Below are 20,020 nucleotides of genomic sequence, written 5' to 3' on the forward strand. Positions count from 1 at the left end.
AGCACCATGGATGCTACGGCCGCGCCCGAAGCATTCCAGGGGCGTGAGCCGCTAGGTCTTGTCCACCTTCCACGGAGCCCCCGCCATGATCACCTGTTTCATCCGCTACGAGATCGACCCCTTCAAAGTGGACGCCTTCAACCGGTACGCCCGCTCCTGGGGAGAAGCCATTCCGCGCTGCGGCGCGGACCTGATCGGCTATTTCGCCCCGCACGAGGGCTCGGCGACCACGGCCTATGGCGTCTACTCGGTGGAGAGCCTCGCCGCCTACGAGGCCTACCGGGCGCGGCTGAAGGTCGATCCGTTAGGACAGGAAAACTACCAGTTCGCCAAGCGAGAGCAGTTCATCCGGCGCGAGGATCGTGTTTTCCTGCGCCTCGCCTCCGCGCCTCACGCCCCCCTGGTGCTTCCATGATCGCCGTCATCTTCGAAGTCCGCCCCGCCGAGGGCCAGATCGACCCCTATCTGCGGCTCGCCGAGGCGCTGCGCGGTGAGTTGGAGCGCATGGACGGGTTCATCTCCGTCGAGCGCTTCCGCAGCATCAAGGATCCCGACAAGCTGCTCTCGCTGTCGTTCTGGCGCGACGAAGCGGCGGTGCTGGCGTGGCGCAACCATGAAAAGCATCGAGCCACGCAGGCGCGGGGCCGCGGCGGCGTGTTCGCCGACTACCGGCTGCGGGTCGCGGCCGTGCTGCGCGACTATGGTCTCGACGAGCGCGCCGAAGCGCCCGCCGACAGCCGCGTCGCGCACGGGGCCTAGTTCTCGTAGGGCGCAGGCTTTCGGCCGGAAAAGAACTCAAAGAAGCTCGTCGTAGGAGCCTTGCCCAAAAGCCGTCTCAACAACCTCGATGCCCTCATCCTGAGGAGCAGGCCGACTTCGGCCTGCGTCTCGAAGGACGAGGGAACCAGCCTGCACGCGGCTTTCAGCCTCCTGGATCCCCTCGTCCTTCGAGACGCCATGCGAAGCTCGCATGGCTCCTCAGGATGAGGGGGCGGGGTGTGCTTGCAAGGATGGTTTTGGCTCAGCCCGCGAAGGGCGCGGGCTCGCGGCCGGAGAAGAACTCCCAGAAGCTCTGGTACACGAGGTCCGGCCTGTGCTCGGCCGGGTAGTGCCCGGTCGGGATCGCCCAGCCGCGCAGGTCGTCGCACCAGCCGCCCCAGGCCTCGATCGGCTTGAAGTGTCGGCCGCAATGGCTGTTGGAGCCCCACAGCACCAGCGTCGGGCAGGTGATGCGCTTCTTGCCGAAATCGGCCGCATCCATCGCGAGATCCAGCGTCACGGTGGCGCGATAGTCCTCGCACACCGCGTGGATCTGCTCCGCCGTGGTGCAGCGGGCGTATTCGGCCATCGCCTCGGCGGTGAAGATCTCGAGCCCGACGCCCTTTTTGTTGAGCTTGTAGCGAATGTAGTAGTCGAGGTCGGCCGTGATGAGCTTCTCGGGAAACGGGGCCTTCTGGGCCATGAAGAACCAGTGGTAGCTCTCCAGCCCCCAGCCGAGCGTCACCTGCGTCAGCACCGTGTGGGTCGGGACGATGTCGAGCGCCGCCATGCGCTCCACCCGCTCGGGCTTGTCCAGCGCCATGCGGAACGCCACGCGCGCGCCGCGGTCGTGGCCGGCGACGCCGAAGCGCTCGAAGCCGAGCGCGTCCATGACGTCGAACGCGTCCTCGCCCATGGCCCGGAACGTGTAGGCCGCGTGGTCCTCGCCGCCGTCCGGCTTGGAGCTGTCGCCGTAGCCGCGCAGATCCATCGCCACCACGGTGAAGCTCCTGGCCAGCGTCGGCGCAATCTTGTGCCAGCTCACCAGCGTCAGCGGGTTGCCGTGGATCAGCAGCAGGGGAGGGCCGCTGCCCGCCACCGCCACCTCGATCTCGGCGCCGCGCGTCCGGATCCGGCGGCGTTCGAAGCCGGCCATCAGGGTGGGCCCGTGGTTCTCGAGCGGCGGCATGGCCTGCATGGCGTTGAACTCCCTTGGCGCGCTCGTTGCGGCGGCGCGCGTCTTATCGCCTTTCCGCAAACTGAGAGCGGGATCGCAGATTGTCAACAATTGACATCAGGCCTGAGCCGTGGCGCCATGCAGGCGAACAGCTTTTGCGAGGCCCCATGCCGTCCACTTCCGCCGCTCTCCCGCGCATCGCCCTCACGCTCGGAGATTGCACCGGCATCGGCCCGGAGCTCTGCGCCCGCATCCTGCATGACGGCCGCCTGCGCGACGCCGCCCGCATCGTCGTGGTGGGCGACGCGCGCGTGCTCGAACAAGGCATGCGGGACGCCGGCGTGTCATTCCCGGTGGCGCGCGTCGCCTCGCCGGACGAAGCCGATTGGAGCGGCGACGCCGTTCCAATGGTGGACCTCGGCAACATCGATCCCGCCACGCTGCCGCGGGGCGAGATGTCACCCGAATCCGGCAAGCTGACCGGCGACACCCTCGCCAGGGCGGTCAGCTTCGCGCAGGCCGGGCAGGTCGACGCCGTGTCGTTCGCGCCGCTCAACAAGGCGGCGCTGCATGCGGGCGGCTGGCGTTTCCCCGACGAGCACAAGATGTTCGCCCACTTGCTCGCGCACGAGGGCTACTTCTCGGAAATGAACGTGCTGGACGGCCAGTGGATGTCGCGCGTCACCTCGCACGTGTCCCTGCGCCAGGCCATCGACCAGATCACGCCGCAGTCCATCGAGGACGCGATCCGCCTGGTGGACCGTACCATGCAGCGCGCCGGCGTTGCCCGTCCGCGCATCGCCGTGGCGGCGCTGAACCCGCATGGGGGCGAAAACGGCCTCTTCGGCATGGAGGAGATCGAGATGATCGGCCCCACCGTGAAGGCCGTGGCGGCGACCGGCATCGATTGCCGCGGCCCGTTTCCGGCCGACACGATCTACCTCAAAGCCTTCGCGGGCGACTATGACAGCGTGGTCGCGATGTACCACGACCAGGGCCAGATCGCGACCAAGCTGCGCGGCTTTAACCGCGGCGTCACGGTGACGGCCGGCCTCGCCACGGTGTTCACCACCCCGGCCCACGGCACCGCCTTCGACATCGTCGGCCAGGGCGTAGCGTCCACCGGCGCGATCGAGACCGCCATCCGCCTCGCCGCCAAGCTGGCGGCCGGGACGGGGTGGCGCGCCGAAGCGGCAGCCTGATAGGGCAGATCCAGCGCGAGGCGGACCCGCACATAGTCCGCGCCACCCTCCCGTCATTGCGAGCGAAGCGAAGCAATCCAGCCTAAGGGCCGGGCCGCTAGGCTGGATTGCTTCGCCTCCGGCTCGCAATGACGGCGAGGTGGTTGGCCCATCCCCGGGTCAAGCCCGGGGAGAGCCGCAGCGCCTTAGCTGGCCGAGAACGGAATGCCTTCCAGGCTGTCCGGGAAGGTGTGCACCGGCACCTTCATCCACTTGTCATAGACTTTCTTCAGCTCGCCATTGGCCTTGATCTTGTCGATGAACGTGTTGATCGCGGCGTTCATCTCCTTCTCGCCAAGGCGCGTGCACGCCCCGTTGTAGAGGTTCTGGAATTCGAGCTTGTTCTCGAACTCGCCCGGGCGCGCCTGCTCGATGCGCTGCATGTAGAAGATGTTGCCGCCCAGCGCCTGGACCTGGCCCGAGACGAGCGCCTGGATGGACGGCGCGTCGCCGTCGAAGCGCCGGATGGTGGTGCCGGCCGGTGCGTTCTTGGTGACCTGGGTGTCCTGCGCCGCGCCCTTGGCGACCCCGATGGTGAACTTGCCCATGTCCTCGTTCTTCTTGATCTCGGCGTTCTTGGGCCCGATCAGCACGATGGTGTTGGCCACGTAGGGCTTGGAGAACTGCACCGCCTTTGCGCGCTCCGGGAGCATCGCCATGGTGGCGAACAACACGTCGACGCGGCCGGTGGTGAGCGCCGGTATGCGGTTGTTGACCTCGAGCGGCATGAACTCGACCGGAACGCCGAGCTCCTTGCCGAACAGCTCGGCGATGTCGGCGTCGAGGCCTTCCTGCTTGCCGCTGCTGTTGACGAAGCCCCATGGCGGGTTGTCGCCCTGGATGCCGACGATGACCTTGCCGCGCGCCTTGATCTCGGCGGGCGTCACCGCCTGGGCGGCCTGCGGCAGCGTGGCGGCGGCTGCGAGAAGCGCAGCGGCCGCGATGGCGCTGCGGCGGTTGATCCTGAATCCCGTCACGGTGTTCTCCCTGGTCCGGCTTCTTGGTTGGGCCCGCGGCAGGCGCGGCTGCGTGAACCTCTCACCGATCGCGCCCGGTCGCAACCGAGAATCGCGCGATCATCGGATGGAAGCGTCATTCGTCAGATGATCTGGCCATGCCGTGATTCCGGCTCTAGGATGTGGCATGCTCCAGGCCAGCCCCGATCCAGACGCCGCGCCGCACCAGGACGCCGACATCCTCTCGGCGGGCGAACGCGCCTATGAGCGAATCCGGACTGACATCGTCTTCGGCCGGCTGCCTCCCGGCCAGCGCCTCACGCTGGAGAAGCTTCGCGCCCGCTACGGCGTTGGCGTCGGCACCCTGCGCGAGATCTTCAGCCGGCTCACCCCCGAAGGGCTCGTCACCGCCGAGGGGCAGCGCGGCTTCCATGTCGCGCCCTGTTCGGCCGACGACCTGCGGGAGGTGGCGGCGCTGCGGCTGCTGCTGGAGAAAAGCGCGATGGCGAGCTCTTTCGAGGCCGGGGATGTCGAGTGGGAGGGCCGGCTCGTCGCCGCGCACCACAAGCTCGCCCGGGTGGAGCAGGGGCTGCTGGCCGGGCAGGACGGCGGCGCCGAGCGGTGGAAGCGCTTCGATTGGGAATTCCACCAGGCGCTTGTGTCGGCCTGCGGCTCCCGCGCGCTGCTGGACCTGCATGCGGGCGTGTATGACCGCTACCTGCGCTACCAGATGGTGTTCGTGATCTTTCGCGGCGCGGTGGCGGCCGACGAGCATCGCGCGCTTCTCGACGCGGCGCTGCGCCGGGACGCGCCCGCCGCGCAGGAGATCCTGGAGCGCCACGTCGCCGGCTGCCTCGATTTCGCGTTCAGCCGCAAGCTGCTCTGACGCTCAGGCCGTATTGAGCCGCAGCTTCGCGCCCGCCTCCGCGAGATCCGGCGCATCGATCCGCCGATAGCGCGCCGCCACGAACTGAAACGCCCCGAACGCAAACAACCCCGCCGCCGTCGCCAGCAGCAGGAGCCAGCCGTAGGGTTGCGCTTCCAGGGCCGCGAGCGTGCCCGCGAGCCCGCGCGCCTCGCGGGCGTTGGCGTGCCACGCGGCCGCCAGGAGGAACGCGCCCGCGAGCCCGAACACGGCCGCCCGCGCGGCGTAGCCCAGGCGCCCGAGCGGGACCACCCACGCGCGCGCCCCCGCGCGCAAAGCCAGATGCTCGCAAAAACTCGCCTTCCAGGCTTTGACCGCGGCGGCGCAGCCGGCGCCGATCACAGTGGCGCCGGCGGCGCCGACCAAAAAGGGGCCGAACGGCAGTTGGAGGAGATAGGCCGTCCAGTCGCGCGCGGATTGGTCGCCGCCCGAGCCGCCGCCCGAAAACGCGAAGATCAGCGACGCCGCCGAGATCGCGAGGCCGCCATTCACCACCGCGCCCGCCCCGTAGCCGATCCGGCGGACGATGCTTTTCGGCCGGCTCCCGAGATGATCGGCGTCGAACACCGCCTGCGCGACGCGCCAGGCCGCAAAGCACAGCAGCCCGATGCTGAGGAGCCCCAGCATCACGGCGCCATAGGGCTGCGCCAGCAGCGTTCGCAGCGCGCCATGGCTGTCGGGCGTTCGCCCGCCGCCGCCCATGGCCGCGAGGGCCGCGAGCCCGCCCACCATCACGAAAACCACCCCGCGCGCCACGTAGCCGGCGCGCGCCAGGCGTTCGGCGTTGCTGTCTTGCATCGACCACCTTCCTCGTTCCGGACAGAACGTGGCGGTCGAAGAGCCGTTCCGGTCAGCCCCGGTCGGCGAGGCGGCTCGCGATGTGGGCCGTCATGCCGCGCGCGATCTCGGTCTCGCCCACGATGATGAAGTTCGCCCCGTAGCGGCGCAGATACTCCACCTCGGCGTCCGAATGCGCGCGGGCGATGATCTCGATGGACGGATTGGCTGTGCGGCTCTGCTCCATCAAGGTGGCGTTCTCGAACGGGTTCGGGATCGCGCTGATCAGCCAGCGCGCCCGCGCGATGCCGGCCGCCTCCAGCAGGCCCTCCTGGGCGGCGTTGCCGGAGATGACCTCCACGCCGCGCGCCCGCAGCGCGTCGATGGCTTCGCGCCGCTCCTCGATCACCAGCAGGGGCTGGCCCTTGGCGAGCAGCTCTTCGCCGACGAGGCGCCCGACACGCCCGTACCCAACCAGCACGGCGTGGTCCGTCAGCGCTGTGGGAACGAGGCCGGGCTCGTCGTCCGTCTCGACGGCCGCCGTCGCGGGCGGCTCCTTGCCGGCGTCCGGAGCGGCTTCGCGGCTCTTCAGCCAGGGCGCGAGGGCGTCCAGTCCCACAAACAGCAGCGGGTTCACGATGATCGACAGCAGCGCGGCCGCGAGCACCAAGTCGCGCCCGGCCTCCGGCAGGAGGCCGAGATCAACGCCGAGCCCGGTCAGGATGAACGAGAATTCGCCGATCTGGGACAGGCTCGCCGCCATCGTGAGGGCGGTTTTCAACGACCGACGGAACAGCCGCACGATCGCGTAGGCCGCGATGGCGTTGCCGACCACCACGATCAGGAAGGCGCCCAGCACCGGCAGCGGCTGGCGGATCAGCACGGTGGGGTCGAACAGCATGCCGACCGACACGAAGAACAGCACCGCGAACGCGTCGCGCAGCGGCAGCGTCTCCTGCGCGGCCTGCTGGCTCAGCGTCGACTCCGCCAGGATCATGCCGGCGAAAAACGCGCCCAGCGCGAAAGATACGCCAAACAGCTCCGCCGATCCGAACGCCACGCCCAGCGCGATGGCGAGAACGGCCAGCCGGAACAGCTCGCGCGAGCCCGTATGCGCCACCCAGTGCAGCACGGCCGGGATCAGCCGGCGGCCGACCACCATCATCACCACCACAAAGGCGCCGACCTTCAGCACCGTCAGCCCCAGCGCCGCCCACACGGAGCCCGGCTCCAGAAGGGCCGCCAGCCCGCTGGCCGGCGTGGCGGCGGTCTTGCCGCCCAGAAGCCCCGACACGGCGGGCAGCAGCACGAGGGCGAGAACCATCGCGAGGTCCTCGACGATGAGCCACCCCACCGCGATCTTGCCGCGCTCGGTGTCGACGAGCCGGCGCTCCTGCAGGGCTCGGAGCACCACCACGGTGCTGGCGACCGAGAGCGACAAGCCGAAAACGAGGCCCGCGCCCGGCGACCAGCCCATGAGATGCGAAAGGCCAAAGCCCAGCATCGTCACGAAGGCGATCTGCCCCAGCGCGCCCGGAACCGCGATCGTGCGCACCGCCATCAGGTCGCTGACCGAAAAATGCAGGCCGACGCCGAACATCAACAAGATGACGCCGATCTCGGCCAGCTGCGGCGCGAGGGCCTGGTCGGCCACATAGCCCGGCGTAAAGGGGCCGATCAGAACGCCGGCCAGCAGATAGCCCACCAGGGGCGATAATCGCAGCCGGTTCGCGATCGCTCCGAAGACGAAGGCCAGACCGAGGCCTGCGACAATGGTGGCGATCAGCGAAGTATGATGCGGCATCGGAGCTCCGGGGACGTAGGGTCCCTTGATTTGGGGCCAGGTTGCGCTTATTTCAACCTTTTTGGTGGACATAAAGTGCTGCTCTGTCCTGAAATCTCGCGTGCCGCTCGCGGCCTCCTGGATTGGACCCAGGAGGATCTCGCCATGCGCGCCGGCGTGTCGCGCAGCACCGTCCGGGATTTCGAGAAGGGTCGCCACGTCCTGCACCGGTCGTCCGAGGACCTGCTCGTGGCGGCGCTGCGGAGCGCGGGCGTGGAATTGATGCCCGCCGGCGAGGGCGGCCCCGGGGTCAGGCTCCTGACTCACGCCGAAACGAAGCCGTGCGCGACATGACGCGCAAACGGGCCGCCATGCGGAGCTTGCCGCTCGCGATCGTGCTGGCTTGCGCGGCGTGGCTGTTCACTCTGGCGGCCGACGGGCATCGCGCGCCCGCGCTCGATGGTCCAAGCGCGTGGCGCAGCCATGCCCCCGTGGAAAGCGTCAGGCCAACGACGCCAACCCTCGTGGCGCGGGCTGCGTCCCAGGCTGCGTTCATCCCCGGCCGCGACGGCCCGGACCCGGTCGCCTTGGCGCCGGCGGCGCTTCGTCTCCATGGCAGTCCGGCCGCCGAGACGGTTCAATGGCCCGGCCGGTCGCCCGTCCGCCTCGGCGAATGGACCGACGCATGGCCCCGTGCGCCTCCGAGCTCCCCGGCCTGAAGCCCGGCTGAGACGTCACCCATCCCCGCGCCCTCCGAGACGTCGTGCGACGCCGCACGGCTGCTTGGGATGAGGGCCGTCGAGCGGATGGCCGCCCGGGCTCCGTCTCGTTCCTGAACCCATCCGGCGCTTCGGCGCCGTTCTGATCCCGGGCGACCGCGGCTCGCGAGAGCGCGCGCCCCATCAAGGCAATCGCATCATGAAATCCATCCGTGCGCTGATCAGCGCCGCCGTCCTGTTCGTCGGCGCCGCAGGCAGCATGGGAACGCTCGGCGTTCTCATCTTCGAGGAAACGGTCGCGTTGACGGTCTACAGCGTCGGCGTCGCCGCCGGGGCAAGCTGGCTCGCGCTGGGGACCTACCGGGCCGAGCTGGCCGAAAACGCCACCCGGCCTCGAACAGCCGAAATAGACCCGCGGGCTGAGTGAGCAGTCGGAAACAAGCGTGACTGGCGGCCGGGGCGACCAACGATCCCGGCCGCCCATCCGCTGCGCCTCGGCATTTATGGTCTTGCGCTCGGCGACCCAAACGGGCTCATTCTCCCCAGGGTTGCGAAGCCGACCGAACGAAAACGGGAGAAACGCCTTGTTGAATCGACGCCACATCCTTGCCGGCGCGGCCGCGCTCGCCGCAGCGCCTCGCGGGGCTTTTGCGCAGGCGAAGACGGAGCTGACGATCAGCCGGCAGCCCGGCATCCTCTACATGCCGCTGCACGTGATCGAAAAGAACCAGCTGATCGAGAAGCACGCGGAGGCGCTCGGCATCAAGGGCGCGGCCTTGAAGTGGCTGTCGTTCAGCAATGGCGGCGCCCAGCAGGACGCGCTGATTTCCGGCAATGTCGACATCGTCAACACCGGAACCGGGCAGCTGCTGCTGCTGAACGACCGCACCAAAGGCGGCGTGAAGGGCATCGTGGCGAGCTCGGCCTCGCCGCTGAAATTCGTGAGCCGCGACCCGCGCATCAAGTCGCTGGGCGACATCGGCCCGGGCGACCGCATCGCGGTCCCGACCGTGAAGATCTCCACCCAGGCGATCCTGCTCCAGATGGCGGCCGCCCAGATGTTCGGCCCCGACCAGTGGGCGCGATTCGACGCCAACACGGTCCAGCTCGGCCACCCCGACGCCTATGTGGCGCTCAAAAACCCTACGCACGAGGTGCGCAGCCACTTCGGCGCGCCGCCTTACGACTATTACGAGCTCAAGGAAGTGCCCGACGCCCACCAGGTGACGACCTCCGCGGAGATCATCGGCGGGCCGCTGTCGCAGGGCCAGTTCTTTACCACGACCAAGTTCGCGGATGCGAACCCGAAATGGATCGAGGCCGTCCGCAAGGCCGCCGAGGAAGCCAAGGCGCTGATCGAGGGCGACCTGAAGGCCGGTGTCGAGGCCTACAAGGAGATCAACAACGACAAGACCCCGACCGAGACGCTGGTCGACCTGATGAAGCAGCCCGGCATGGCGGATTTCAACCTGTACCCGCAGGGAACCATGAAATTCGCCGCGCACCTGCACAAGGTCGGCTCGCTCAAGGCCATGCCGGCGTCCTGGAAGGACTACTATCTTCCGATCGCGCACGACATGCCGGGGAACTGAGAGCGGCCCTGGCCACTTTTCGGCCAAACGCTGCTGCTGCGATATCGACGTCCGGCGCGCCGCGCCGGACGAACCGCATGGGGAATGAACGATGCCCGACTTCCGGCGACTTCTCGATCGCGTCCCGCTTGGCGGCCTGCGTTCGCCGGACGGCGCCCGACGGCTCCAGTTGCGCGCGCCCGGCGGCATTGAGCGCGGCCCGCTCGTCGCGGCTGTGATCGTGCTCGGCATTCCCGCCGCGGTGCTGATCGCCCTGATCGCGGGCTCGGAAGGCGTGCGGCTGGGCGGGCTGGTTTTCGCCACGCTGGTGTTCGGAGCGTTTTTGTGGGGCTTCTTCTACGAAGTGCGCCGGCTCACTCTGCTGCCCTGACGTTTCGCTTCAGCGGCTCGCATCGCCGCTCTGAATCGGGCGTCGCCGAGGTCACGACGGCGTCTTCCAGCTTGCGCAGCAAAACGGTCCAGTCGCTAAGGTCGCCGGCGGGGAGGGGGGCCAGCAGGCGGCGCATCTCGGCCGCGATGCGGGCCATCTCGTCGTCGTCGGGCTGCGGGTAGACGACCTGAAACATTTGGAGGCTCCACGGCCAGAGGTCTGTGAGACCGTTGTGAGCCGGAAGCCTCTTTGGCGCGGTGCGCTGCCGCACTGGGGCAACGCGCCACAAAGGGGAGACGAGCCGGAAAGGCTCGCCTCCCGTGTGGACTACTTGCGGATAAACGAGCTCAGCATCCAGGCCACGAGGCCGATGCCGACCGCCGTCGCGAGAGGTTCGCGGCTGGCCTGCCCGCCGAGGCGCTGGGCGTAGTCGCGGCCCATGTCGTAGGCGGCGCTCAGGTCGTAGTCGCTGAGCGTGCTGCGCGCCTGGTCCGCATAGCTGCGGGCCTCGCCCGCATAGTCGCCAAAGCGGCCGCGGGCCGTGTCCGCATAGTCGTTCGCCAGGCTGCGCGCCCGGCGATACCCCCGGTCCATTCCGTAGTCGTCGCTTCGGCGCGAGCCGAACAGCGCGTAGGCGATCAGCCCGCCGATCGCCGCAGTCGCGAAGGGGTGAGACGTGATCGTGTCATAGGCGTACTCGCCGCCCTGCTTGGCCATGCGGGTCGCGTCCTGCGCCGACATGTTTTGCACCGCCTCGCTGGCGTCGCTGATTTTCTGCCGCGCCGTATCGGCCGCCTTGCTGGCGATGTCCGTCACGTTGCCGAGGGCGCCTTCGCCCGATCGAATGTCGTCTGCCATGTTTCGCCTCCATGTCTGGAGCTTGGAAACGGTCAACCTCCCGAGCTGTTCCGATCCCAAATGCGATCATGTCCGCCGCTGGCTGATAAAAAACCGAGGCAGCGCCCGCGCGGCGACCCAGACGGCTTAGATCGCGGCGCCGTCCGGCGCCGCTGCGGCATGCGGCTGGGCGCCGGGGCTGAACATGGGCCGCGGCACGTGGAAGAGGTGCAGCCGCATTTCGCACCGTATCCCGTCCGGGAGATATTCGACCGCAACGGCCCCGCGTGGCCCGATCGCGGCCGCGCGCTCCAGCAGGATGCTGCCAAGGCCGCGGCGTTCCGGCGGCTGGATGCGCGGACCACCGCTCTCGATCCAGCGCATGGTGATGTCGATCCCGTCCTGGCTTACGGCCTGGGCCACGAACCACGACACAGCGATGCGCCCCTGCGGCGTCGACAGCGCGCCAAACCGCTCCGCATTGTGGGCGAGTTCATGCACCGCGAGCCCGATCATCACCGCTGCCTGCGGGGTCAGCTCGATGCGCGGTCCATCCAGGGTCACGGCGTCGTGTTCCGCCGGGTAGCGGCGCAGCTCCCGCTCGATGATCGCCCGCAGGTCCACGGCCTGCCAGTTGTTGTCGCTCAACACGTCGTGCGCCTGCGCGATGGCGTGCAACCGGTCCTGCAGGCGCCGGGTGCATTCCGCGACCGACTGATAGGCGCGGGCGCTGAGGCTCGTGATCGACTGCACGATCGAAAGGGTGTTCTTCACCCGGTGGTTCAGCTCCGCGATCATGCTCTGCTGGGCGGCGTTGTGCGCCTGCAGCCGAACGGATGCGCCCTGCAGCGCGTCCGAGATGTCGGCGATCTCGGCGATGCGCGAGCGCGGCGGCGGCGGCGCGCCTTCGCCGCCCAACGCAGCCGAATAGGCCCGGATGCGGCTCAGCGGCAGCAACGCCCACCCGGCCGCGAACCACGCCAGCAGCGCGCTCGCCAGGCCGACCAGGAGGCCCGCGACCGCAATGGACCTCTGCAGGTCGGCGACCGGCGCAAAGGCCGTCGCGGCCGGCTGGCGGGTCAGCACCGTCCAGCCGAGCCCAGGGTAGTCCGCATAGCCCGAGGTGCGCCGCCAGGCCGTCAGGTAGGATCGTCCGTCGGGCCACGTCACGGTGGCGGATTGCGGGCCGAGGCCCGCCAGCGCAATCGGCACGGGCTTGTTGCGGAGCGCGTCGGGGCCAAGCAGAACGGTCCCGTCCTTGGCGAGGATGAACACCTCCAGCCCCGGATGGCGGGCTGACGCGATGGACCGCAGCGTCGCGTCGATCTCGGCCGCCCAGCTCCAGAACATGTGCGCGCCGATCACGCCGACCAGCGCTCCGTTGTCGTCGCGAACCGGCGCGACGAGGTCGACGAAGCGCGGGACGTCCAGCGGGCCGGTCGACATCAGCTTGGCGAGCAGCAGCGCGTCGTGCACGTCGCCCACATATGGCGCCTTCCGGCCCTCCTGGAAGAACTCCCGGTTGGTCACGTCCGCGCCCACCATCTGCGGCACGGTGGCGGTGACCACACGCCCCTCGGGGCTCATCAGCGCGATCGCCGCATAGGCCGGATAGGTGGTTTTCAGTTGATCGAGCACCTTGCGCTTGGCCTCGACCGGCGCGTCGGCGCTGCGCATCGTGTCCAGCGAAGCCGCCACCCGGATGTCGCGCAGCCGCTCGGCCATGCCGCGATCCAGCGCGCCTGTCATGTAGCTGGCGAGTTCGCTCAGGCCGCCCTTGATTTCACCTTCGAGACGGGCGGCGGTGTCGCGGCTGACCACGATCGCGAGGGCGGCCGTGGCCGCGAGAGCCACCAGCGCGACCGCGCTGGCGAAAACGAAACGAAAGGAGGGTCTCATGAAAGCCCGGGGAAGCGCCCGCACGTCTGCGTCGGCAGTGTAGCCGCCCGGCGGGCGCTCGGCACTGGCGATTTTGCGGCGTCGTCGTCGCAAGCGACGCCAGCGCGCCTTCGCTTGACAGGCTGGCCGCGACAGCGTTCAGATCTGCGCCTGGGGACCGCGATCTCCCCACGAGGCTCCGGCCGAAGCATCGCGTCCAGGTCAACAATCCGGGGACGCGCCATGCCCTCCATCAACGCCATCTCGGTCGACAAACTCGCCCGGCTGATCGGTACGCCGAACTGCCCCGCCATCATCGACGTCCGCACGGACGAAGACTTCGACGCGCAGCCGCGCCTCTTGCCCGCGTCCGCGCGCCGCCGGCACGCCGACGTCGCCTCCTGGGCGGGCGAATACGCCGGCCGCTCGGTCGCGGTCGTGTGCCAGAAGGGCCTCAAGCTCAGCCACGGTGTGGCGGCCTGGTTGCGCCAGGCCGGCGCTTCCGCCGAAAGCCTCGAGGGCGGCAGCGATGCGTGGTTCGCGGCCGGCATGCCGGCGCTTCCGCACGCCATGCTGCCGCGCCGCGACGCGCAGGGCCGCTCCCTGTGGGTGACGCGCGAGCGTCCCAAGATCGACCGCATGGCTTGCCCGTGGCTGATCCGGCGGTTCGTCGATCCGGGCGCGGTCTTCCTGTTCGTGAAGCCGTCCGAGGTGCTCGGCGTCGCGGACCGGTTCGACGCAACCCCCTTCGACGTCGAGGACGTGTTCTGGAGCCACCGCGGCGAGCTCTGCACCTTCGACGTCATGGTCGAGGAGTTCGGCCTCGCTGCTCCGGCGCTGCGCCATCTGGCGTTGATCGTGCGCGCGGCCGACACGGCGCGGCCCGACCTGTCGCCGGAAGCGCCCGGCCTGCTCGCCGCTTCGCTCGGCCTGTCGCGCATGTTCGCGGACGATCTTGCGCAACTCGACGCCGGCATGACGCTCTACGACGCCTTTTTCCGCTGGTGCCGCGACGCGACGGGCGAAACCCACAACTGGCCGTCCAATCGGCCGGGCGCCTGAGATGACGATGACCCTCGAGGCGTCCCCCGCCCGGCTGCGCCCCGCTCACCCCACCTTGCGCGAAGCCGCGCCGGTCTGGGCCCGCATCGCGGCGCTCTCCTTTGGCGGCCCGGCCGGGCAGATCGCCGTGATGCACCGCATCCTGGTCGATGAGAAGCGCTGGATCTCGGACAACCGGTTCCTGCACGCCCTCAACTACTGCATGCTCCTGCCCGGTCCCGAGGCCCAGCAGCTCGCCACCTATGTGGGCTGGCTGATGCACGGCGCCTGGGGCGGCGTGCTGGCCGGCGGCTTGTTTATCCTCCCCGGCATCCTCGCCATCATGGGGCTGAGCGTCGTTTACGCGGCCTTTGGCGGCGGCGGCCTGGTGGCGGCGCTGTTTTTCGGCCTCAAGGCCGCCGTGCTCGCCGTTGTGCTCCAGGCCGTGCTGCGGGTCGGCTCCAAGGCGCTGAAGAACCGCATCATGGTGGCGATCGCGGCGGCCGCCTTCGTGGCGATCTTCTTTTTCGGCGCGCCGTTTCCGCTGATCGTCCTCGCAGCGGCGCTGATCGGCTATGCGGGCGGGCGCGCCGGCCTTCCGGCCTTCGCGGTCGGCGGCGGCCACGGCCCCAGAAAGGAGGCCGACGGATCCGATGTCGCCTACCTGCTGGCGGACGATGGCTCCGGGCCGCCCGCGCCGGATCGGTCCTCGTCGCTGCGCGCGGCCGGCGTGGCGGCGGCGCTTTGGCTGGTTCCGGTCGCGAGCCTGCTGGCCACGCTCGGCCCGCAGGACGTTTTCGGCCAGATCGCGCTGTTTTTCTCCAAAATGGCGATGGTGACGTTCGGCGGGGCCTATGCGGTGCTGGCTTACGTGGCACAGCAGGCCGTCGAGACGCTCGGCTGGTTGCGGCCGGGCGAGATGCTGGACGGGCTCGGCATGGCCGAGACCACGCCGGGCCCTCTGATCATGGTGCTCCAGTTCGTGGGCTTCATGGCGGCATTCCGCGAGCCGGGCGGCCTCAGCCCGATGCTGGCCGGCGCACTGGGCGGGCTGCTGGCCACTTGGGTCACCTTTGCGCCCTGCTTCCTGTGGATCTTCCTGGGAGCGCCCTTCATCGAGGTTCTTCGCGGCCAGAAAGCGCTCGCGGGAGCGCTGTCGGCGATCACGGCCGCGGTGGTTGGCGTGATCCTGAACCTCGCAATCTGGTTCGGCGTCCATACGCTGTTTCGCGAGGTCGTTCGGTTCGACGCCTACGGCCTCCAGTTCGATCGGCCGGTGCTGGCCAGCGTCGACCCGTGGTCGCTGGCGCTCGCCATGGCGGCGATCCTGGCCATGTTCCGCTTCAAGGTCGGCATGCTGCAGACGCTGGCGGCCTGTGCGGCCGCAGGCGTCCTGCTGCGGCTCGCGGGCGTGCTGGCCTGATCGCGCCCTGCGGCTCCGGCCATGGGCGCGGCGCGAAAAGGCGAGAAGAAGCTCACCCCCTGCAGTGCGGCGCGCAGCCGGACGCCCAGAACGGCGTCCCGGCTTGATGGGCCGGAACGCTCGGCCGGGGCTTGCGGCCGGGCAGGTCGGCCGGCGTCGGGCGCACCAGCTCCCACCAGCCATGCGCGCATTCCGAGCGCCAGGCCATCTGGTCGGCGAGGGTCACGCCAACGCGCTCGCAGGCTTGTTCCAGCGCCGCCAACGAGGCGCGCAGTTCGGCGTCGGTTGACGGGCCGGGCTCGTCCCCGGCCGCGCAGATCGCGCGCGTGAACCGCTCCATGTCGCGCCGGATCTCGGGCGCGGTCGCGTCGTCCATCGCCCACGCGGCCATCCACTCGCGCACCACGAACGCGACCGCCTCGTCGCGGTCCCGCCCGGCGACTTTCGCGGCCGTGGTGCGCATGTGCCGCAACAACTCCGCCCGCGCATGCACGGCCCGCGCATGGAACGCGGCCTCCTGCATCGCCGCAATGGCCGCCTGCGCCTCGCGCTGCAGGTCGTCGATGAGATCGGGCATGTAACATCCTTCTTCGGTTGACACGAGACCGGGGCGCCGGGCGAAACCTTCTCCCCGGCACGGGGAGAAGGTGGCCGAGCAAAGCGAGGTCGGATGAGGGGAGCTGCCCGATAACCCTCACCCCAGCCCTCTCCCCGTCCCGGGGAGAGGGGGCGCATTCCGGCGGCGGCGCTTTCGCGTCCACCGCGGATGCCCTAGCGAAGCTTCGCCAGCGAGCCCGCCAGCTGGGCGAAGAACCCGCGTGCGTCCACGCGGTCCGCCACGAAGGCGTTGGGCGGGCGCTTCAGGCGGTTGTTCCAGTCGATGGTGGTGCGCCCGCGCAGCGGGCCGGCGGAGGTTTCCACCTCCACAGAGCAGTCGCGGCCCTGGAACAGCTCGGGCCACAACAGCCACGCGATGACGAGCGGGTCGTGCATCGGGTGTCCGGCCGTGCCGAGCCCGCCGGCGCGCGGTCGCGTCATCATGCCGAGCACGGCCCGGGAGGCGGCGTTGCCGACGGCACGGATGGCTTCGAGATCAGCGGCGTCCGGCACGGCCTGGTGCGTGGTGTGAAGGTTGAACATCACGATCGGCAGGCCCGCGCCAAACACCACCGCGGCGGCGTGCGGGTCCACATAGGCGTTGAACTCGGCCGCGGGCGTCATGTTGCCCAGCCCGAGCGCGCCGCCCATCAGGACGATCCGCTCCACGGCCGCCATGGCGTCCGGCGCCAGCCGAAACGCCAGCGCCAGATTGGTGAGCGGCCCCAGCGCGCACAGCGTGACGCTGGCTGGCGCGGCGGCGCGCAAAACCGAGACCATGGCCTCCACGGCGTGTCCGCGCGTCGGCGCGCGGTCGGTCTCCGGCAGATCCGCGCCCGCGAGCCCATCCGGCCCGCACACGAACTCGGCCGTCTCGAGCTCAAACAGCAGCGGCGAGGCGGCGCCGGCATGCACGGGCACGTCGGGCCGGCCGGCGAGGTCGCACACGCGCAGGACGTTGAGCGCCGCCTGCCGCACCGGCACGTTGCCGGCCACGGCCCCGATCATCCGCAAATCGAGCCGCTCGCGTTCGGCCAGCGCCAGAAGGATCGCGACGGCGTCGTCCTGCCCCGGATCGGTGTCGATGATGATCGCCGTCATGACGCCGCCGCCACGGCCGGGCGCTCCGCCCCGTTCATGATCATGTGGCTGAGATCGTCCGGCTCCAGCCCGTCGATCGGCCGGTCCACGACCTTGCGGCCCCGGCTCAGCACCACGACGCGTGAGGCCAGCGCGACCACGTCGCGCATGTTGTGGCTGATCAGGATCACGGTGCGGCCGTCGGCCTTCAGCGAGCGGACGAGTTGCAGCACCTGCGCGGTTTCGCGCACGCCCAGCGCCGCCGTGGGCTCGTCCATGATGATGATCTCTGCGTCCCAGCGCAGCGCCCGCGAGATCGCCACCGCCTGTCGCTGCCCGCCCGAGAGCCGCTGCACCGGCCGGCGCGTGTCCGGAATGTCCACGGACAGCCGCGACAGGTAGCGCCGCGCTTCCGCGCGCATGCGCGCCTTGTCGAGCAGCTGGATCGGCCCGAGCCGCCGTGTCAGCTCCGCGCCCATGAACACGTTCTCGGCGATGGAGAGCCGCGGCGCCAGCGCAAGGTCCTGGTAGATCGTCGCCACGCCCTTTTGCAGCGCGTCATGTGGCGACCGGAACCGCACCGGTTCGCCCCGCAACGTCATGGTTCCGGCCGTCGGCGGCTGGGCCCCCGAGATGATCTTGATCAGCGACGACTTGCCCGCGCCATTGTCTCCGCAGATCGCCAGCACGTCGCCGCGATGGAGGTCGAGGTCGATGCCGCACACCGCGTCGACGCCTCCGTACGACTTGCTGATCCCGCGCAGGCTGAGGATCGGGGCGGCGATGTCCGTCATTGGGTTCGATCCAGATAAAGGCGGTGCGCCACGATCATCCTCCCGTCATTGCGAGCGCAGCGAAGCAATCCAGGCCTAAAGGTCGGCCGTTAGGCTGGATTGCTTCGCCTCAGGCTCGCAATGACGGGGAGAACGCAAACTACTGCTTCAGGTATTGCTTGACGTTGTTCTGGTCGACCAGCACGGCGTCGACATAGAGGTACGGCCCCTTGGTGACGCTCTCCTTGGGCTGCTTTTTGACCACGATGGCCTCCACGGCGTTCACAGCGGCTTTGCCCATCTCCTCAAACGGGATCGTCACGGTGGCCAGGAATGTGCTGTCCGGGTCGGCGATGCGGCGGTAGCTCTCCTGGCCGCCATCCACGGACACGAGCGGGATCTGGCCCTTCTTGACGCCCTGCTGCTGCATGATGTCGTCGATGATGTAGGCCTGGCCGTCGAACGAGGCCCAGATGCCCTGCACCTTGCCCTGGTTCTGCAACAGCAGCGCCTGCATGCCGCTCTTCACGTCGTCGCGCCAGCTCTGCGTGCGGGCCATCGAGAACTTGCCGATCTCCTTCACGGCCTGGTTCTCGGACAGCACGGCGTCCAGCACCTTGCCGCGGATGCGCGAGGCCACGTTGCCGTCGAAGCGGGCCGTGAGGATCTGGCCCTGGTAGCCCATCTGGCCCAGCAGGAACATGGCCGCCTCGGCGCCGACCTTGTACTCATTGGGCTGGATGTCGAACAGCGTGTGCGGGCTGCCGCCCGACTGCACGGTCACGACCGGGATGCCCTTGTCCTTGGCGGCCTTGAACTGGGCGTCCGCCTCGATCGGCTTGCCCATCGCGACGATGATGGCGTCCACCTTCTTGGTGATCAGCGTCTCGAACTGCTCGGCGTGCTTGGGCAGCGCGCCTTCGGAGTTCAGCAGCGTCACCGTCCAGCCCTTCTCCTTGGCGGCGGCGGCGGCCGCGTTGGCGACGCGGGCGTGCGTTTCGGACGAGAACTGGAAGCCGATCACGCCGACCTCGAAGGCTTGGGCCGCGATGGCGCTCGCCAGCAGGGCGGCCCCGCCGAGCAGGATGGATTTCAAGGTTGTCATGACGCGTCTCCCCTCCGTTTTGGTTGTATTCATACCTTGAACGCCGCCTGCTTGACCACGCTGGCCGAGAAGGCGACCGATCCGATGATGATGACGCCCAGCATGATGTCCTGGACGTAGTAGGCGGCCCCCATCAGCACGAGGCCGTTGCCGAGCGCCTTGAGCACGAAGGCCGCGAACACCGTGCCGGGCACGTTCGGGTGGCCGGGCTCGAACATCGTCATGCCGAGCAGCACCGCCGCGATGGCGTAGAGGAAATAGTCGCCCGCCATGTTGGGCGCGGCCGACGACACGTTGGCGGCGAGCAGCACGGCTGTGACGCCCGCGAACAGGCCCGACAGCGCCAGCCCGAGCAGCTTCATGCGGCCGGTCGCGATGCCCGAGAGGCGTGCGGCCTCCTCAGCCTCGCCGGTCGCCACCATCCGGGCGCCCGTGCGGGTCCACTTGATCAGCCCATAGGTGAGGGCGGTGGCGGCGACGAGCCACAGCACGAGGTTCGACACGCCCAGCGTGGTTCCGCGCGACAGGCCCGTGAAGCTGGTGGGCCAACGGCCCACGAAGGCGACGCCCTGTGTTTCCATGAAGGCGAGCCCGCGCGCGATCGCGGCCGTGCCGAGCGTTGCGATCAGGGACGGCACGCGCAGGGCCGTGACGGTGAGACCGTTCAGAAGCCCGAGACCAAGCCCGACGCCGAGCCCGGCCAGCACGGCGAGGCTGGGGTCGTACTTGCCCTGAATCAGCGCGCCCGCCGTCACAGCCGACAGGCTCGCGACCTCGGCGATCGACAGGTCGAGCTCCGCGATCGTGAGCGCCAGCCCGAAGCCCAGCGCCAGGATGGCCAGGAAGCTCGTGTCCTTGACGACGTTCAGCAGGTTGCCGGCGGTCGCGAAATTCGGCGCAAAGACCACGAAGGCGAGAACCATCGCCATGCCGGCGAAGGCCGTGCCGTATCTCTCGATCAGGGGCTTCATGGGGAGCTTGGGAGGG

At 69.3% G+C, this 20,020-nt stretch carries 22 protein-coding genes; 10 read left to right on the forward strand and 12 right to left on the reverse strand.

Going from position 1 to position 20,020, the window contains the following annotated elements; genetic code table 11:
* Positions 1-85: 85 nt before the first annotated feature.
* Positions 86-415, forward strand: coding sequence for an NIPSNAP family protein (locus IEV99_RS02990; RefSeq protein WP_188516232.1), 330 nt, complete (start codon positions 86-88; stop codon positions 413-415).
* Positions 412-759, forward strand: a complete 348-nt coding sequence (locus IEV99_RS02995; protein ID WP_188516233.1) for an antibiotic biosynthesis monooxygenase family protein — start codon at positions 412-414, stop codon at positions 757-759. The genes IEV99_RS02990 and IEV99_RS02995 overlap by 4 nt, the downstream gene beginning before the upstream one ends.
* Before the next feature lie 262 nt (positions 760-1,021).
* On the opposite strand, the gene IEV99_RS03000 is transcribed toward IEV99_RS02995, so the two are convergent.
* A complete protein-coding gene (locus IEV99_RS03000; protein ID WP_188516234.1) occupies positions 1,022-1,957 on the reverse strand; it encodes an alpha/beta fold hydrolase in 936 nt (311 codons plus the stop codon).
* A 146-nt stretch (positions 1,958-2,103) separates the two neighbouring features.
* Here IEV99_RS03000 and IEV99_RS03005 point away from each other — a divergent pair, with 146 nt between their 5' ends.
* A complete protein-coding gene (locus IEV99_RS03005; RefSeq protein ID WP_188516235.1) occupies positions 2,104-3,138 on the forward strand; it encodes a PdxA family dehydrogenase in 1,035 nt (344 codons plus the stop codon).
* 185 nt (positions 3,139-3,323) lie between these two features.
* On the opposite strand, the gene IEV99_RS03010 is transcribed toward IEV99_RS03005, so the two are convergent.
* Positions 3,324-4,154: a transporter substrate-binding domain-containing protein gene (locus IEV99_RS03010; RefSeq protein ID WP_188516236.1), complete on the reverse strand. Its 831-nt coding sequence runs from the start codon at positions 4,152-4,154 to the stop codon at positions 3,324-3,326.
* A 166-nt stretch (positions 4,155-4,320) separates the two neighbouring features.
* Between IEV99_RS03010 and IEV99_RS03015 the strand changes: the two genes are divergently transcribed.
* Entirely contained in the window at positions 4,321-5,019 is a 699-nt protein-coding gene (locus IEV99_RS03015) for a GntR family transcriptional regulator (RefSeq protein ID WP_188516237.1), read from the forward strand.
* Between the two features lie 3 nt (positions 5,020-5,022).
* Here IEV99_RS03015 and IEV99_RS03020 read toward each other — a convergent pair whose 3' ends face one another.
* The gene (locus tag IEV99_RS03020; RefSeq protein WP_188516238.1) at positions 5,023-5,856 is read right to left on the reverse strand and encodes a DUF1206 domain-containing protein; all 834 of its coding nucleotides are present in this window, start codon (positions 5,854-5,856) and stop codon (positions 5,023-5,025) included.
* 52 nt (positions 5,857-5,908) lie between these two features.
* Positions 5,909-7,639 (reverse strand): YbaL family putative K(+) efflux transporter, encoded by a 1,731-nt coding sequence (gene ybaL, locus IEV99_RS03025; RefSeq protein ID WP_188516239.1) that lies wholly within the window; start codon positions 7,637-7,639, stop codon positions 5,909-5,911.
* Between ybaL and IEV99_RS03030 the strand changes: the two genes are divergently transcribed.
* The 4 genes from IEV99_RS03030 to IEV99_RS03045 all read left to right on the forward strand — a co-directional run bounded on the left by IEV99_RS03030 (position 7,631) and on the right by IEV99_RS03045 (position 10,299).
* The gene (locus IEV99_RS03030; protein WP_188516240.1) at positions 7,631-7,972 is read left to right on the forward strand and encodes a helix-turn-helix transcriptional regulator; all 342 of its coding nucleotides are present in this window, start codon (positions 7,631-7,633) and stop codon (positions 7,970-7,972) included. The two genes, ybaL and IEV99_RS03030, sit on opposite strands and share 9 nt — an antisense overlap.
* Positions 7,973-8,536: 564 nt before the next feature.
* Positions 8,537-8,764: a hypothetical protein gene (locus tag IEV99_RS03035; RefSeq protein WP_188516241.1), complete on the forward strand. Its 228-nt coding sequence runs from the start codon at positions 8,537-8,539 to the stop codon at positions 8,762-8,764.
* 157 nt (positions 8,765-8,921) lie between these two features.
* Positions 8,922-9,929, forward strand: coding sequence for an ABC transporter substrate-binding protein (locus IEV99_RS03040; protein ID WP_244643519.1), 1,008 nt, complete (start codon positions 8,922-8,924; stop codon positions 9,927-9,929).
* Positions 9,930-10,020: 91 nt separating this feature from the next.
* Positions 10,021-10,299, forward strand: coding sequence for a hypothetical protein (locus IEV99_RS03045; protein WP_188516243.1), 279 nt, complete (start codon positions 10,021-10,023; stop codon positions 10,297-10,299).
* On the opposite strand, the gene IEV99_RS03050 is transcribed toward IEV99_RS03045, so the two are convergent.
* From IEV99_RS03050 to IEV99_RS03060, 3 genes are all read right to left on the reverse strand, one after another.
* On the reverse strand, positions 10,283-10,495 hold the full coding sequence (locus IEV99_RS03050; protein WP_188516244.1) for a hypothetical protein: 213 nt from the start codon (positions 10,493-10,495) through the stop codon (positions 10,283-10,285). The genes IEV99_RS03045 and IEV99_RS03050 overlap by 17 nt on opposite strands.
* Positions 10,496-10,626: 131 nt before the next feature.
* Positions 10,627-11,157: a hypothetical protein gene (locus tag IEV99_RS03055; RefSeq protein WP_188516245.1), complete on the reverse strand. Its 531-nt coding sequence runs from the start codon at positions 11,155-11,157 to the stop codon at positions 10,627-10,629.
* Positions 11,158-11,283: 126 nt separating this feature from the next.
* Positions 11,284-13,035, reverse strand: coding sequence for a sensor histidine kinase (locus tag IEV99_RS03060; protein WP_188516246.1), 1,752 nt, complete (start codon positions 13,033-13,035; stop codon positions 11,284-11,286).
* Positions 13,036-13,257: 222 nt separating this feature from the next.
* Between IEV99_RS03060 and IEV99_RS03065 the strand changes: the two genes are divergently transcribed.
* Positions 13,258-14,076, forward strand: a complete 819-nt coding sequence (locus IEV99_RS03065) for a chromate resistance protein ChrB domain-containing protein (protein ID WP_188516247.1) — start codon at positions 13,258-13,260, stop codon at positions 14,074-14,076.
* 1 nt (position 14,077) lies between these two features.
* The gene (gene chrA, locus IEV99_RS03070) at positions 14,078-15,478 is read left to right on the forward strand and encodes a chromate efflux transporter (RefSeq protein ID WP_188516248.1); all 1,401 of its coding nucleotides are present in this window, start codon (positions 14,078-14,080) and stop codon (positions 15,476-15,478) included.
* Positions 15,479-15,530: 52 nt separating this feature from the next.
* Here chrA and IEV99_RS03075 read toward each other — a convergent pair whose 3' ends face one another.
* From IEV99_RS03075 to IEV99_RS03095, 5 genes are all read right to left on the reverse strand, one after another.
* Positions 15,531-16,055, reverse strand: a complete 525-nt coding sequence (locus IEV99_RS03075; RefSeq protein ID WP_188516249.1) for a hypothetical protein — start codon at positions 16,053-16,055, stop codon at positions 15,531-15,533.
* Positions 16,056-16,249: 194 nt separating this feature from the next.
* Positions 16,250-17,176, reverse strand: coding sequence for a nucleoside hydrolase (locus IEV99_RS03080; RefSeq protein ID WP_188516250.1), 927 nt, complete (start codon positions 17,174-17,176; stop codon positions 16,250-16,252).
* Entirely contained in the window at positions 17,173-17,949 is a 777-nt protein-coding gene (locus IEV99_RS03085; RefSeq protein ID WP_188516251.1) for an ATP-binding cassette domain-containing protein, read from the reverse strand. Before IEV99_RS03085 ends, IEV99_RS03080 begins: the two co-directional genes overlap by 4 nt.
* A gap of 139 nt (positions 17,950-18,088) precedes the next feature.
* Entirely contained in the window at positions 18,089-19,033 is a 945-nt protein-coding gene (locus IEV99_RS03090; protein WP_188516252.1) for a sugar ABC transporter substrate-binding protein, read from the reverse strand.
* Between the two features lie 29 nt (positions 19,034-19,062).
* Complete coding sequence (locus tag IEV99_RS03095; RefSeq protein WP_188516253.1) at positions 19,063-20,004, reverse strand: ABC transporter permease; 942 nt, start codon at positions 20,002-20,004, stop codon at positions 19,063-19,065.
* Positions 20,005-20,020 lie beyond the last annotated feature (16 nt).

It is taken from the genome of Alsobacter metallidurans (assembly GCF_014636935.1).
Classification (GTDB): Bacteria; Pseudomonadota; Alphaproteobacteria; order Rhizobiales; family Beijerinckiaceae; genus Alsobacter; species Alsobacter metallidurans.